The 13375-nt window shown below is 77.0% G+C and carries 11 protein-coding genes, 1 tRNA gene and 2 pseudogenes; 11 read left to right on the top strand and 3 right to left on the bottom strand.

Annotation, left to right across the window (positions count from 1 at the left end; genetic code table 11):
• The 5 genes and pseudogenes from ABD323_RS34695 to ABD323_RS34675 form a co-directional block, all read left to right on the top strand.
• Positions 1-233, top strand: a pseudogene (locus ABD323_RS34695) (hypothetical protein); the annotation flags it as partial.
• 207 nt (positions 234-440) lie between these two features.
• Positions 441-1043: an oligoribonuclease gene (orn, locus tag ABD323_RS34690; protein ID WP_344446054.1), complete on the top strand. Its 603-nt coding sequence runs from the start codon at positions 441-443 to the stop codon at positions 1041-1043.
• A 151-nt stretch (positions 1044-1194) separates the two neighbouring features.
• Positions 1195-1270, top strand: a tRNA-His gene (locus ABD323_RS34685).
• A 120-nt stretch (positions 1271-1390) separates the two neighbouring features.
• Complete coding sequence (locus ABD323_RS34680) at positions 1391-1846, top strand: DUF4442 domain-containing protein (RefSeq protein ID WP_344446053.1); 456 nt, start codon at positions 1391-1393, stop codon at positions 1844-1846.
• Positions 1847-2075: 229 nt separating this feature from the next.
• Positions 2076-3125 carry a hypothetical protein gene (locus ABD323_RS34675; RefSeq protein WP_344446052.1) on the top strand — a complete coding sequence of 350 codons (1050 nt, stop codon included), beginning with the start codon at positions 2076-2078 and terminating at the stop codon, positions 3123-3125.
• A gap of 83 nt (positions 3126-3208) precedes the next feature.
• Here ABD323_RS34675 and ABD323_RS34670 read toward each other — a convergent pair whose 3' ends face one another.
• Positions 3209-4111: a spermidine synthase gene (locus tag ABD323_RS34670; protein WP_344446051.1), complete on the bottom strand. Its 903-nt coding sequence runs from the start codon at positions 4109-4111 to the stop codon at positions 3209-3211.
• Between the two features lie 125 nt (positions 4112-4236).
• Positions 4237-4710, bottom strand: a complete 474-nt coding sequence (locus ABD323_RS34665; protein ID WP_344446050.1) for a hypothetical protein — start codon at positions 4708-4710, stop codon at positions 4237-4239.
• A 420-nt stretch (positions 4711-5130) separates the two neighbouring features.
• Between ABD323_RS34665 and ABD323_RS34660 the strand changes: the two genes are divergently transcribed.
• Positions 5131-6543, top strand: a complete 1413-nt coding sequence (locus ABD323_RS34660) for an NsdA family TPR-like regulatory protein (RefSeq protein WP_344446049.1) — start codon at positions 5131-5133, stop codon at positions 6541-6543.
• A 52-nt stretch (positions 6544-6595) separates the two neighbouring features.
• Here ABD323_RS34660 and ABD323_RS34655 read toward each other — a convergent pair whose 3' ends face one another.
• Positions 6596-7246 (bottom strand): histidine phosphatase family protein, encoded by a 651-nt coding sequence (locus ABD323_RS34655; RefSeq protein ID WP_344446048.1) that lies wholly within the window; start codon positions 7244-7246, stop codon positions 6596-6598.
• Positions 7247-7418: 172 nt separating this feature from the next.
• On the opposite strand from ABD323_RS34655, the gene ABD323_RS34650 reads away from it, so the two are divergent.
• The 5 genes and pseudogenes from ABD323_RS34650 to ABD323_RS34630 all read left to right on the top strand — a co-directional run.
• Positions 7419-8663, top strand: a complete 1245-nt coding sequence (locus tag ABD323_RS34650) for a hypothetical protein (RefSeq protein WP_344446055.1) — start codon at positions 7419-7421, stop codon at positions 8661-8663.
• Positions 8660-10345 carry a hypothetical protein gene (locus ABD323_RS34645; protein WP_344446047.1) on the top strand — a complete coding sequence of 562 codons (1686 nt, stop codon included), beginning with the start codon at positions 8660-8662 and terminating at the stop codon, positions 10343-10345. Before ABD323_RS34650 ends, ABD323_RS34645 begins: the two co-directional genes overlap by 4 nt.
• A gap of 193 nt (positions 10346-10538) precedes the next feature.
• A complete protein-coding gene (locus tag ABD323_RS34640; RefSeq protein ID WP_344446046.1) occupies positions 10539-11915 on the top strand; it encodes an AAA domain-containing protein in 1377 nt (458 codons plus the stop codon).
• Positions 11916-12094: 179 nt separating this feature from the next.
• Positions 12095-12442 (top strand): hypothetical protein, encoded by a 348-nt coding sequence (locus ABD323_RS34635; protein WP_344446045.1) that lies wholly within the window; start codon positions 12095-12097, stop codon positions 12440-12442.
• A 176-nt stretch (positions 12443-12618) separates the two neighbouring features.
• A pseudogene (locus ABD323_RS34630) lies at positions 12619-13131 on the top strand (bifunctional DNA primase/polymerase); the annotation flags it as partial.
• Positions 13132-13375: the final 244 nt, after the last annotated feature.

Raw genomic sequence — 13375 nt, 5'->3', positions numbered from 1 at the left:
CCGGGGGCCACGGTGCCGACGCCCACCCGGCGTCTGCGGGGGGCTCGGAGACCCGGCCGCGCTTCGCCGGCGCGGGGCGCTCCGGGCCCGGGGTGCCGCCGCAGGGGGCCGACGGCCCGGGCGAGGCGAGCGGCGACGGTCCGGCGGAGGGCGCACGACGCCCCGGTGCGGCGGCGGATCCGGCGGTGGTCGTCGCCCCGACGGGGTCGGGCTCCGGCGTGCCGCGCGACTGAGGTGCGATGGTCGGTGGGGTGCCCCGATGGGCGGCCCCACCGGCACCTGCCCGCGCTGAGGCCCCGGCAGGTGATCCGCCGCCAGCCGGCGCGCCCCGGCGGCTCGCCGGCCGGGGGTGGGCGGCGCGGGTCGACCGGGCCACGGCTCGCCGTGTCCGGCGCCCCAGCACTGCCCCGGGGGCGGGCTCGCGCCGTAGGGTGGTTCACGTGAACGACCGTTTGGTATGGATCGACTGTGAAATGACCGGCCTGGACCTCGATCGGGATGCCCTGATCGAGGTCGCCGCCCTGGTCACCGACTCCGAGCTCAACATCCTCGGCGAGGGCGTGGACATCGTGATCCGCCCGCCGGACGAGGCTCTGACGACCATGCCGGACGTGGTGCGCACCATGCACACCGCCTCCGGCCTGCTCGACGAGCTGGCGGACGGGGCGACGCTGGCCGAGGCCGAGAAGCTGGTGCTCGCCTACATCCGGGAGCACGCGCCGGAGGCCGGGCGGACCCCGCTGTGCGGGAACTCGGTCGCCACCGACCGCGGCTTCCTCTCCCGGGACATGCCGGCCCTGGAGGGCCACCTCCACTACCGCATCGTGGACGTCTCCTCGATCAAGGAGCTGGCCCGCCGCTGGTACCCGAGGGCGTACTACAACAGCCCGCAGAAGGGCGGCAGCCACCGGGCGCTGGCGGACATCCGCGAGAGCATCGCCGAACTGCGGTACTACCGGGAGTCGGTGTTCGTCGCGCCGCCCGGCCCGGACACCGAGACCGCCAAGGCGATCGCGGCCAAGCACCAACTCCCCACGGACTGACCCGGCCGCGGGTGGGTGACGGGGGGCGAGCCCGCACCACCCCGGGGGCGCGCCCCGTCCCACCTCGGCCGCCTCCGGAAACCCTGGCGCGAGCACTCCCTCGGATCCTGTAGAGTTCTTCCTGTCGGAGCGGGAACGCCCCGGACAGATGGTGGGTGTAGCTCAGTTGGTAGAGCACCTGGTTGTGGTCCAGGTGGCCGCGGGTTCAAGTCCCGTCACTCACCCCATCAGAACTTGAGGGTCTGATCTCTTCGGAGATCAGACCCTCAAGTCGTTTCCGGGCCGGGCTCCTTGCGGGAAAAACTTCTCCCCGGCTCCCCTGCCACTCGAAGCTACCGGCAAGTAACATGACCGCCATGAGCACTCCTTCGATCGGCCAGCTGCTGGACTCCACCGTCCCGATGGCCCGCACCCTGAAGCTGGCGTACCTGGAGACGACCCCCGAGCGGGCCGTCCTGCAGCTCCCCGACCAGCCGGACTACCACAACCACGTCGGCGGCCCGCACGCCGGCGCCATGTTCACGCTGGCGGAGTCGGCCAGCGGCTGCATCGTCCTGGCGGCCTTCGGCGACCAGCTCTCGCGCGCCGTCCCGCTCGCCGTCAGCGCCGAGATCGCCTACAAGAAGCTGGCGATGGGCACCGTGACCGCAACCGCGACGCTGGGTCGCCCGGTCGCGGAGATCGTCGCCGAGCTCGACGAGGGCAAGCGCCCGGAGTTCCCGGTGACCGTGGAGATCACCCGCGAGGACGGCGCCGTGACCGGCGTCATGACGGTGCTCTGGACGCTGCGCCCCAACTCCTGAGCACCCGCGGGCGCCCGGCGCCGGGGCCCGGATCCGGGCGCGGGACCCGCCAGTCGGGCCCGTACCTGTCATACCGTCAGATCGGCTGAAAATCGCTCTCCCGGGAGCGATGCCGCCACCCGGGCGGTCGGGCCGGCGTGACCTTCCCGGCGCCGGTTCGTTCTCCCCTCACGTGCGAGCCAACCAAGCGCCCCCCGGGTCCGAGCCGCCGCCCGCTGCCGCACTCCCGGTGCCGCACCGCTGCGGCGGGCGCCGGCGGCCCGGGCCGCGCACCCGCACACTGGCCGCCGGCGGGGCGGTCCTGGCGCAGGTCTGGGGGTTCGGCCTGGGCCTGGGCAGCGCGCAGGCGGTGGCGGGTCAGCCGCCGGGGGACACCGTGCAGCGGGTCGAGTCGGTCGGCCGGCTGGGCCGCCCGATCGCCGGACGGGCGGACGGACCGGTCGAGGGAGGTGCCGCCGACCTGGCCGCCGGCGCCCCCGGCTCCGCACCCGGCGCGGCCGGCGGTCCGGGCCCGGCGGGGGGAACCACGCCGGGCACCACCGGAGCGGGCGGCGCCGTCGACGAGTTGCTGCACAACCGGATCAAGGCCGGCGGCCTGCCGCTCCCCGGACAGGTGGCGACGGTGCCCGACGCCTTCGCCATCGCGGCCGTCCTGCTGCCCGCCGCGCCCGCGGCGCCCGCGGCACCCACCGAGGGCCGCGGGCCGCAGGAGCCGCCGCGCGTCGGCACCGAGCCGCAGGGCGGCGCACCGGCCGAGGGCGGCGTCGACCAGGCCGACCGGGCCGCCGACGCCTCGGGGTTCCCGGTCACCCGCGGCGGGGCGGACCGCAACGGCCTCTCCCCGCAGGGCGGCTACGGCGACCACCGGGGCTGGGGTGCGGCCGACGGGTGGCGCGGCCGTGCGGTGGGCGTGCCCGGCGCGGTCAACCGGGTCACCGACGGCGCGCCGGCCGAGGGGGGCTCGCTCGGCGCGTTCGCCGCCCGGATCGCCGAGTTCGCCGTCTCCCGGAACAGCGCGCGGTCCGGCGTGGCCGGTGCCGCCCCCGGCGTCGCGAGCACGGCGGAGGTCGGGGCCGGCGATGGCCGCAGCGCGACCGGTGGCGCGCGGCCGCGGGTGGACGGGAGCCTGGCGGTGATCGCGCCGCCCACCCGGCGCTCCGGCGGCGGACCGCTGGCGGCCACCGGCTCGCAGGACGCGGTGCTCATCCCGATCGCGGCCGGACTGTTGCTGACCGGGGCCGCCATGTACAAGCACCGGGGCCTGCCGCGCGGACACTGAGCGCGGGGGCACCGCCGGGCACCGGCCCGGCCGGCGGCTCGGCTCCCGGCTGCCTGGTGGGACGAGCGGTCAGGGACGAACGGTCAGCGGCCGGCGTGCCGGAAGGTGTCCGGCGGAGGGGCCGGAGAGGGCGCGGCCCGCTCGTCCGTCGCCACCGCGGCGCCGCCGGTGAAGGCGGCCAGCTCACGGCCGTGCTCGACCCGGCCCAGGGCCGAGTCCGAGGCGGTCCGGCGGGTCAACTCGGCGATCGGCAGGGAGGTGTGGGCCGCCACCAGGATCAGGTTCCCGAACCGCTTGCCCCGCAGCACGGCCGGATCGGCGATCAGGGCCACCTCGGGGAAGACCGCCAGCAGCGTGGCGACCTGCGAGCGGGCGAAGGCGAGCGAGCCGCCGTCGGCGATGTTGGCGGTGTAGCGCCCTCCGGGGGCCAGCGCCCGGGAGGCGAGGGCGGCGAACTCCAGCGTGGTGCAGTGCGCGGGGACCCGGGCCCCGGAGAAGACGTCGGCGATCACCAGGTCGGTGCCGGCCTCCGGGGCCCGCTCCAGTACCGCGCGGGCGTCGGCGCCGCGCACCTTGATCTGCCAGGCCGCCGGGAGCGGGAGTTCGGCCCGGACCCACTCGGTCAGCGCACCGTCCAGCTCGGCGACCTGCTGGCGCGAGCGCGGACGGGTGGCGGCGGTGTAGCGGGCCAGGGTCAGCGCGCCGCCGCCGAGGTGCAGCACCCGGATCGGCTTGCCGGGCTCGGCCGCCAGGTCCACCAGGTGACCCAGCCGGCGCTGGTACTCGAAGCCCAGGTGGGTGGGGTCGGCCAGGTCCACGTGGGACTGCGGGGCTCCGTCGAGGAGGAGCGAGAAGGCCTGCGGCCGGTCGCGGTCGGGGACCAGCTCGGCCAGGCCGGTGTCGGTGGTCCGGGACCGTGCACCGCCGGTGGCGGGCGCGTCGGAGGTGCTGCTCGGCTGCCTGCGGGCGGCGCGGTCTCGTCCCATGGAGCGAAGTATCTCCCGCGCGCGGGGGGAACGCGCAGGTGGTGGCCGGTGGGGGCCGGCCCGGCGGGGGGTGACGGGTGCGCGTGGCCGGCGGGGGGAGTCCGGCGAGGGTGAGGGCGACCCGGTCAGTAGGGGCCGAAGCCGCCGGCGGTCAGCGTGCAGGCGGCCTCACAGAGGGCGGAGCGCAGGACCCAGGGGTCGGTGGGGGCCGGGGAGCCGTCCGGCGCGGCCGGCGGGACCAGCCAGCGCGGGTCGGTGGGCGGCAGCGGCACGGCGCCGGCCGTGCACGAGGTGCCGGGCAGGTGCCAGCGCTCGGCGGTGCCGCTGGGGACCAGGAAGCTCACGGTGGCGCCGGCGGTGGCGGTGGTGCCCTGCAGGGCCGAGCCGCAGGCCCGGCGCAGCCGCAGGATGTCCACCGTCTCGAGCCCGTGCCGGAGCGGGACGGTGACGGTGTCGCAGCCGCGCCAGGAGGCCTGCGCGCCACCGGGGGCACCCCGGCCGGCGGCCGACCGCGGCTGCGGCGACCGGGCCGGCTCGGCACGGCGGGCGCTCTCCCCGGCGAACAGGCTGCGGAACTGCGGCAATCCGGTGACCATCATGCTGGCCCTCCTGCTTTCCCTCGCGTGTTCCCTCACATCCGCTTTCCCCGCCGTTCGCCCCGGCGCTGCCCGATCTCCCACGGGCTGGGCGAAACTGAGGGTCCGTCAGTGAGACAAGTGAACTGATGGTATGAATGTGACCGGTGGGGCGGGCAGTGCCCGGTGTCCCGTTATCAACACAACGGGCCCGGCCGGCGGATGGCCACGGGGCGCCTTACAGCAAGCTTTGGCATTTCATGGCAAAACCGCAGAGAAATGTCCGCTTTACTCCTAAATAGGCGTCATTTTCCCCTAAACACTTCGTGAGTGCCTGATGACAGCCGGTACTGTCGAGCCGTCGCCCCGGTCGGACCATTTCCGACACACCGGGGCACATCGGCATCCCCACGTACCGTGCCCCGCACCACCTCGGAGCGCACCATGGCAGCCCCCGCAGCCTCCGCAAACACCGCGCCCACCCCCAACGCCGCGATGCGCGAGCTGCGCGGCGACCTCTCCCCCGCGGAGTTCGCCACCACGATCCGCCGGGCGGCCCGGGGCATCGGCGAGCACGTCTCCTGTGACGCCCGGTACATCGGCCGGGTGGAGGCCGGCGAGATCCGCTGCCCCAACTACGCCTACGAGCGGGTGTTCCGGCACATGTGGCCGGACCGGTCCCTGGAGGACCTCGGCTTCTCCCCGCGGACGGCCGTCCGGCGCCGCCCACCGGCCCGGCGGCCCGCGCCGCCCACCGCACCGGGATCCACCGCGCCCGATCCCGCCGTGCACCACCCTGACGAGGAGAACGACGACGTGCGTCGCCGTACGTTCCTGAGCGGCGGACCGACCGCCCTGGCCGCCGTACTCGGCCTGGACGCGCCGGCCCGGGCCGCCACCAGCGCCGACCCGCTGCCGCCGCTCCAGCCGGTGGCCCAACCGGCCCCGCGCAAGGTCGGCTCGGCCGACGTCCAGGCCGTCGAGGACGCCGTCCGGGAGATCCGGCTGGCCGACGACGTGCACGGCGCCGACGCCCTGCTGGAGCGGGCCGGACGGTCGCTGCGCGGCGCGTACGTGCTGCTCAACGATGGCGACTACTCGCTCGCCACCGAACGGCGGTTGCAGTCGACCGCCGGGGAGCTGGCCATCTCGGTGGGCTGGCTGGCGCACGACTCCAACCGGCTCGGCGACGCGCGCTCCTTCTACGCCGAGGCGCTGGCCACCTCCCGGATGGCCGGCGACGCGGCGCTGGAGGCCCATGTCTTCTGCAACAGCGCCTTCCTGGCCCGCGACGCCGGCCGCCCGCGCGAGGCGCTGCGGGCCGCCCAGGCCGGACAGAGCGCGGCCCGCGGCCTCGACTCGGAGCGGCTGCTCGCGCTGCTGGCGATGCGCGAGGCCGGTGCGTGGGCGCTGCTGCGGGACCGGGCGGCCTGCGAGCGGGCGCTGACCCGCGCGCACACGCTCTTCGAGCGCGGCCCGGGCGAGTCCGACCCGGAGTGGATGTCCTTCTTCGGCGAGGCCGAGATCGCCGGGCTGGAGGCGCAGTGCTGGTCGGCGCTGGGCGAGTGGGACCGGGCCAGCGAGCGGGCCGCGCAGGCGACGCTGCTCCAGGAGCCGCACTTCGTGCGCAACCGGGCGCTGTACACCGCGGAGCTCGCGCACGACCGGCTCGGGCGCGGCGACCTCGTCGGGGCCGCCGCGCACGGCAGCGCCGCGGTGGAACTGCTCACCGGCGTCCGCTCGGCGCGGATCCGCGGCATGGTCGCCGACACCGCGGCCCGGCTGCGCGGGCACGAGGCCCTCGGCGAGGTGCGCAGCTTCCTGGAGCGGCACGACCAGGGCGCGCTGGCCGCCTGAGCCGGCGGCGGGCGGGTGCGGGTCGGGCGGGTGCGGGTCGGGCGGGTGCGGGTCAGGCGGTGAGGGTGTCCAGGTGGCTGTGGTCGTTCCAGATCTCCAGCGCGGGCAGCCCGTACTCCCAGGAGAGCACCGAGAGCGCGGCCGTCCCCAGCTTGAGGCGCTGGCCGTACTCCGGCGCCAGGCCCAGCCAGCGGGCGGCCAGGATGCGCAGCAGGTGGCCGTGGGCGAAGAGCACCACGTCGCAGTCGGCCGCGTGCATGGTGGTGGTGTCCGGGTGCGGGGTGCCGTGGTCGTCGGCGAGCCGGGCGAGCAGGCCGTCGGCGCGGGCCGCGACGTCGGAGAGCTTCTCGCCGCCGGGCACCCCGTCGCGCCAGATCAGCCAGCCCGGGTGGTCGTGCTCGCGGATGTCCACGCCGGTGCGGCCCTCGTAGGCGCCGTAGTCCCACTCCATGAGGGCGGGCTCGTCCACCGCCCGGTGGCCGAAACCGGCCAGCTCGCAGGTCTCCCGGGCCCGGGAGAGCGGGCTGGTCAGCACCCGCGCGTCGGGCAGGCCGCGCCAGGGCGCCCGCTGCAGCCGGGCACCGACCGCGCGGGCCATCGCGCGGCCCTCCTCGGTGAGCGGGATGTCGGTGCGGCCGGTGTGCTGGCCGCTCGCCGACCAGGCGGTCTCACCGTGGCGGACGAGGATCAGACGAGCGGGCATCGCGAACTCCTGGGGGCTGGGCACGATCGAAGCGTTCCGCTCCATGATCCCCCACCCGGCCGGCGGGGGCGGCGCGGACCGGGCCGCGGCGGGTGACGTCGGCGCGGGGGTGGCGCGGTGGTCGGGCTGGTGGGGCGTGTTGTCGGTGGTGGGTGGGAGACTGGCGAGCACCATGAACGTCTCGCTCCCCGATCTCGCGGCCGGGCCGGTGCGGCGCCTCGCCGCCCTGCGCGGCCCGGCCGACCAGCGCGGCCTCGACGCCCGTGCGCTGGCCGCCCTGGCGGCCAACCCCGGCTGCCGCCGCCGCGCCCTGCTGGATGCCGCGGGGGTGGACAAGGCGGCGGTGGCGGGCCGGCTGGGCCGGCCCGCGCCGTTCGGCCGCTCCCCGTTCGCCATCGCCCGCGGCACGCTCTTCGAGGCCCGGCTGAAGGCGGACGGCTGCGCCGCGCTGCTGGCCCCGCTGCGCCGCCACCTCGGTCTGCCGCCGGACGACGGCGCCCGGTTGGCCGAGCCCGACCTGCTGCCGCGCTCGGGCCCGGCCGTGCGGGCGGCGCGCACCGCCGAGGCACTGGCCGCGGCGGTGGCCGACTCGCTCGCCGACCCGGCGGCCTGGACGCTGCTGGACCACCCGATGCTGCGGCGGCTGGTGGCCGGCGCGCCGGCCTACCTGGAGCCGGACGCGGTGATCGTGCACGGCGGGCGGTGCACCGTGGTGGAGATCAAGTCCTTTCCGGTGCTGGACGGTTCGGCCGATCCGGCGAAGGTGGGCGCGGCCGCCCGGCAGGCCGCGGTCTACGTGCTGGCGCTGCAGGAGGCGGGCGGGCACGACGCCCGGTACGGACCGTACGAGGACCCGCGGCTGCCGGGCAGTCCGGAGCCCGCGGTGCTGCTGGTCTGCCCGCAGGACTTCGGACAGCGACCGACCGCGGCCGCCATCGACGTGCGCCGGGAAGTCGCCGCCACCCGGCGCCAGTTGGCCCGGCTCACCCGGATCGAGGACCTGCTCGACGCGCTGCCGCCGGGGACCAGCTTCGACCTGGCCCCCGACGAGGCGGGCCAACCGACCCGCCCGGCGGCCGAGTTGGCTCAGGCGGTGGAGGCGGTACCGGCCTCCTACGGACCGGAGTGCCTGTCGTCCTGCGAGTTGGGCTTCCACTGCCGCGCGCAGGCCCGCTGCGCGGACGCGGTCGAGCAGGTGGGGCGCGGGGTGCGGGCGGACCTGGGCGGCCTGCGCATGGTCGGCGCGGCGCTGGCCGCCGCCGCCGGCGCGCCGCGGCGCGAGCCGGACCGGGAGCCGGACCGCGAGCCGGACGGGGATGACGGCGAGCGGGAGTCGGGCGAGCTCGACGAGGCCGTGGAGCGCCTGCGGCACGCTGCGCGGCTGCGCGCGGAGGCCCTGGCCGGGGTGGGCGGATGAGCCTGCTGACCACGCTGGCCCGGCTGGAGGCGGTCCGCAGCGGTCGCGCCGAGCCGCTGGCCACCGTCCGCCACCGGCACCTCTCCGAGCGCCCTCTCGTGCTCGTCCCGCTGGCGGCCGCCGCGGAGGACGGCGCGCCGCTGGCCGTCCTGCTCGGCACCGACCGGCAGAGCCCGCGGCTGCACATCGTGCCGCAGCCGCTCAACCGCGACCGGCGGGCGGCGTTCCTCTCCGAACTGGCCGGCGACCTGCTCCCCTACCTGGAGTCCTTCGGCGCCGAGGTCGAGCTGATCGAGGGCAGCGAGAAGGATCCGCAGAGCGGCGAGAAGACCCCGGTGGTACGGGAGTTGTGCGCCGACGCCCCGCAGCTGCTGGTGCCGAACACCGGCGCGGTGCGCCACCTGGCGCTGCTCGGACGGGCCACCCGGTTCCGCCGCACCGCCGAGGACCCGGACCCGGGCCCCTATCCGGCGCCGGCCCGGGTGCCGCTGCTCGGGCGCTGGCTGACCCACCTCACCGACCGGGCCCAGGTCCCCGGCGCCTGCCTGCTGCTGCCGATGACCGGCCTGCTCGCCCGGCACTGGGCGACCGGCCAGAGCCACCTGGAGGACCAGCACCTGGCAGCCCAACTCGCTTGGCACGCACCGGCACCGGGCCTGCGCGGCGCCCAGGCCGCGGAGCACGCCGAGACCGCGCGCGACGAGCTGGGCCAGCTGCTGCACCCGCCCGCCGGGCCGGCCACCGACCCGCGCTTCGACGAGAAGGTGCTGGCTCCCGCGATCGCCCGCCACGACGCGGCCCTGGGCGCGCTGCGCACCGCCCAGCAGGCCGAGGGACCGGACGGTCCGCGGACCCGGGAGGCGCACGCCCACCTGGAGCAGACCGTGGCCAGGCTGCGCGAGGTGCTGCTCGGCGTCCTGCTGCCGACCTGGCGGGACGTCTGGCACGGCCTGGACCTGCTGCGCGCGCTGCCGCCGGCCGCCCACCTGGCGGAGCGCTGGGAGAGCGACCGCTGGTCCTACACCGGCCACCGCGACCGGCTGGCGGCCGGCGAGCCGCCGCAGCCGCGCCTGGACGACGCGGTGACCGCGGCCCGCAAGCTGGCCCAGCGCGAGCGCGAGCAGGTCAGGGTGGAGGTCCAGGAGGCACTGGACGATCCGCTGGCGATGGCCGAACGGCGGCTGGCCGGCGAGGCGTTCAGCGGCGTGGTGACCGAGCTGGTGCCCGACTGGGACACCTCGGGCCGCTCCCCCAAGCCGCGTCCGCTGCTGACCGTGCGCACCGCCGACCAGCCGCACGCCGACCTGGGCCGCGAGGTCCACCGGGCACCGGTCGCGCCCCGCCCGGCGGCCGGCGTCGAGCAGGTCGGCGGGGAGCAGGCCGAGGGCGAGCAGGTCCAGAGCGGGCCGGCCGCGCCGAAGGTCTCCCAGAAGGCCTCGGTGGTCGCCTTCGACCGGGCCGCCGGCCTGCTCACCCTGCGGGTGCTCAACGGCATGGGCAACGGGAAGGAGCCCCGGCCCGGCAGTCTGCCCGCGGTCGGCGAGCAGGTCACCTTCACCCTCTTCGAGTTGACGGTGCGTCAGTCCGCGCCGCTGCCGGAGCCGGACGACACTCCGTGGACACACGGCGGTCCGCCGTCGGCCACCGCGCATTCGACTTCCGGCAGCGAAGAGTGGGCATGAACAGCACTGTGACTTCCCTCCAGCCCCGCCTCGACCCGACCGCCACCGGCCCGGTCCCCGCCGGCCCCGGCCTCGTCGCCGCCGCCCCCAGCGCCGCCGTCGATCCGGGCGCCGGCCCCCCGCCCCCGGCCCCGGCCCCCCCCCCCCCGCCCCGCCCGCCGCCGTCGATCCGGGCGCGCCCGCCGACGCCGCCGTGGCGGCGATCCTGGCGGCCACCGTGCGGCCCGCCCCGGGGGCGCCGCGGGGCGTGGTGGTCGACTCCCCGCCCGGCGCCGGCAAGTCGACGCTCGTGGTCAAGGCCGCCCGCGAACTGGTCGACGCGGGCGAGCGGTTGATGATCGTGGCGCAGACCAACAGCCAGGTGGACGACCTGGTGGACCGGCTGGCCGGCAAGGCCCCCGAGCTGCGGATCGGACGGCTGCACAGCAGCGACGCCCGCCCGGCCGCCGAGGCGCTGCGGCATCCGGGCGTGACGGCCAGCAGCAAGCCCGGCGACCTGCTGGAGCAGGACGTGGTGGTCTCCACGGCCGCCAAGTGGCAGTGGGTCAAGGACGTCGAGCCCTGGCGGCACGCGATCGTGGACGAGGCCTACCAGATGCGCTCGGACGCGCTGCTGGCGGTCGCCCGGCTCTTCGACCGGGCCCTGTTCGTCGGTGACCCGGGGCAGTTGGACCCCTTCACGGTGGTCGGCACCGAGCAGTGGAGCGGCCTGTCCTACGACCCCTCCAGCAGCGCGGTGGTCACCCTGCTGGCGCACAACCCGGCCATCACCCCGCACCGACTGCCGGTCTCCTGGCGGCTGCCCGCCTCGGCCGCGCCGCTGATCTCGGCCGCCTTCTACCCGTGCACGCCGTTCCGCTCCGGCACCGGCCCCGGCGAGCGGCTGCTGCTGGCGGGCGGGCGCTCGGACGGCTCGGCGGTGGACGGCGCGATCGACGAGGCCGCCGAGCACGGCTGGGCGCTGCTGGAGCTGCCGGCCCGGCACACCGTGCGCACCGACCCGCAGGCGGTGGCGGCCGTCGCCGCCACCGTGCGCCGGCTGCTGGAGAACGACCTGCTGGCCGTCTCCGAGCAGGGCCGGCAGCCGCTCACCCCCGGCCGGATCGCGGTCGGCACCGCGCACCGTGACCAGGCGGCCGCGGTGCGTGCGGCGCTGACCGAGCTGGGCGTGCCGGTGGACCCGACGCTGGGCCCGGCCGTCACGGTGGACACCGCCAACCGGCTGCAGGGGCGCGAGTACGACGTGACGGTGGTGCTGCACCCGCTCTCGGGCCGTCCGGACGCCACCGCCTTCCACCTGGAGACCGGCCGGCTCTGCGTGCTCGCCTCCCGCCACCGGCACGCCTGCATCGTGGTGGCCCGGGCCGGGATCGCGCAGCTGCTGGACGAGCACCCCGCCACCGACCCGGTCCAGCTGGGGGCCGCGGTGCGAATCCCCGGCGACTGGCAGGAGAAGATCGGCGGCCAGGTGATCCCGCTGCTGGAGCGGGTCGGCGCCCAGTTCCCGGACGGCTGGGAGGCCAACCACCGGGTGTTGGAGCACTTGGCGGAGCACCGGGTGCGGGTGTAGCCGCAGGTCACATCGTCGCTGGTGGGACGGGGTGCGCGGGCCGGCGGACCCGGCGAGGTACGCCCCCGGCGCGGGAGCTCGGCCCAGCGCCCGCCTCCGCACCGTTCCGTAGCGGGCGCCCCACGCGCGACAATGGACGACGGCCGAGATCCGCTCCTCGTCACCGAAGGTGTTTCCGCATGCCCGATCGCCAAGACCCGCCGCGCCGTCTGCGGCCGGCCCCGCTGCTCTTCGAACCCGACGCGCTGGTGGCCGAGCCGGAACGGTTCTTCCAGCTGGAGAACATCGACGACCCGGCCGAACTGCTGAGGCGTTCGACCGAGTTGGCACTGGCCTTCCGGGTGGCGGCGGAACGGGCGACCGACTTCCAGGCGATAGCGGCGGCGCAGCTGGCCGACCCGCGGCGGTTCGACGCGCTCTCGGCCGCCGAGATCGCCGCCCGGGTCGACTGGACCCCGGACTACGCGGCCCGGATGGTCGAGTACGGCCGTGGCCTGCAGCGTCAGCCCCGGACCGGCGAGCGGTAGGGCCACCCCCGGGGCCACGGGCGGAGCTGCCGGCGGGCCCACGGGCGGGCCGCCGCGACGGGTGCGGGCGGCCGCTGGCATATGCGGCCGGAAAGCTTACGCCGCCCCCGCCCGCACTGTCCGGCGAACGGGATTTTCGCTGCGCGGCCCGACGCGCCCGGAGCACGCTGCTGGGCGTGGACATCTGGACCTTTCAATCCGTGGAGTACCTCACCGTCGCGGGCGAGGCCTGGCTGGCCTCGGCCAGCGAGTACCCGCGCAGCATGCGCGCGCTGTGGCAGGCGCGCCCCTGGGCGCCGACCGTGCTGCCCTGCGGCAAGGCCTTCGACGTGATCAGCATGCCGGCGCTCTTCGGCCGCCGGGTGCTGGACGAGCTCTGGGCCTCCGGGCCGGGCTGCGGGCCGGTCGCCGTCTACCGCGGGCGGACCCTGGTCTTCGTCCAGCCCGGGGCGGCGCCGCGGCTGCGCACCCTGCTGGCCTGGGAGGAGTGGGCCCGCGACGTGCCGCCGCTGCTCTGCCACGGGCTGGGCGACGCGGTGACCGTGCCGCCGGTGCAGCGGCCGGTCGACCAGGGCGAGGCTCCGGGTGCGGGAAGCGGCCGGTGGATCGTCGCGCCGGACACCCGCGAGCCGTGGCTGCCGGGCGCGGCCGTGCTGCTCTGGGCCTGCGTGCCGGCCAGCAGCAGCGCGGGCGAGCACCCGGACCTGGCGCAGCAGGGCCGCCCGCACCCCGACGCGCTGCTGCCCGAGGGCCGGCCGCTGCCGCAGCGCCCCCGCCCCGGCGAGGGCGGTCCGACCGGCGCGCCGCTGCCGCGGCCCACCCGGGTGGTGGCCCCGCTGGCCGCCCGCCCCGGCCCGCTGCAGCCGCCGCCGGCGGGGGGGGGGGGGGGGGGCGGGGGGGGGGGGGGGGGGGGCGGGGGGGGGGGGGGGAGGG

Origin of the sequence: Kitasatospora nipponensis, from assembly GCF_039528135.1 — a bacterium.
In the GTDB taxonomy this organism is placed as follows: domain Bacteria; phylum Actinomycetota; class Actinomycetes; order Streptomycetales; family Streptomycetaceae; genus Kitasatospora; species Kitasatospora nipponensis.
The sequence above is the reverse complement of the archived record's forward strand: the minus strand, read 5'-3'. Positions and strand labels throughout refer to the sequence as shown.

Excerpts from the sequence above, each read along its gene's own strand:
- ABD323_RS34680 (WP_344446053.1), top strand. The coding sequence starts at position 1,391 with ATGACCGCCATGAGCACTCCTTCGATCGGCCAGCTGCTGGACTCCACC.
- ABD323_RS34670 (WP_344446051.1), bottom strand. The coding sequence starts at position 4,111 with ATGGGACGAGACCGCGCCGCCCGCAGGCAGCCGAGCAGCACCTCCGAC.
- ABD323_RS34665 (WP_344446050.1), bottom strand. The coding sequence starts at position 4,710 with ATGATGGTCACCGGATTGCCGCAGTTCCGCAGCCTGTTCGCCGGGGAG.
- ABD323_RS34660 (WP_344446049.1), top strand. The coding sequence starts at position 5,131 with ATGGCAGCCCCCGCAGCCTCCGCAAACACCGCGCCCACCCCCAACGCC.
- ABD323_RS34655 (WP_344446048.1), bottom strand. The coding sequence starts at position 7,246 with ATGCCCGCTCGTCTGATCCTCGTCCGCCACGGTGAGACCGCCTGGTCG.
- ABD323_RS34650 (WP_344446055.1), top strand. The coding sequence starts at position 7,419 with ATGAACGTCTCGCTCCCCGATCTCGCGGCCGGGCCGGTGCGGCGCCTC.
- ABD323_RS34645 (WP_344446047.1), top strand. The coding sequence starts at position 8,660 with ATGAGCCTGCTGACCACGCTGGCCCGGCTGGAGGCGGTCCGCAGCGGT.
- ABD323_RS34635 (WP_344446045.1), top strand. The coding sequence starts at position 12,095 with ATGCCCGATCGCCAAGACCCGCCGCGCCGTCTGCGGCCGGCCCCGCTG.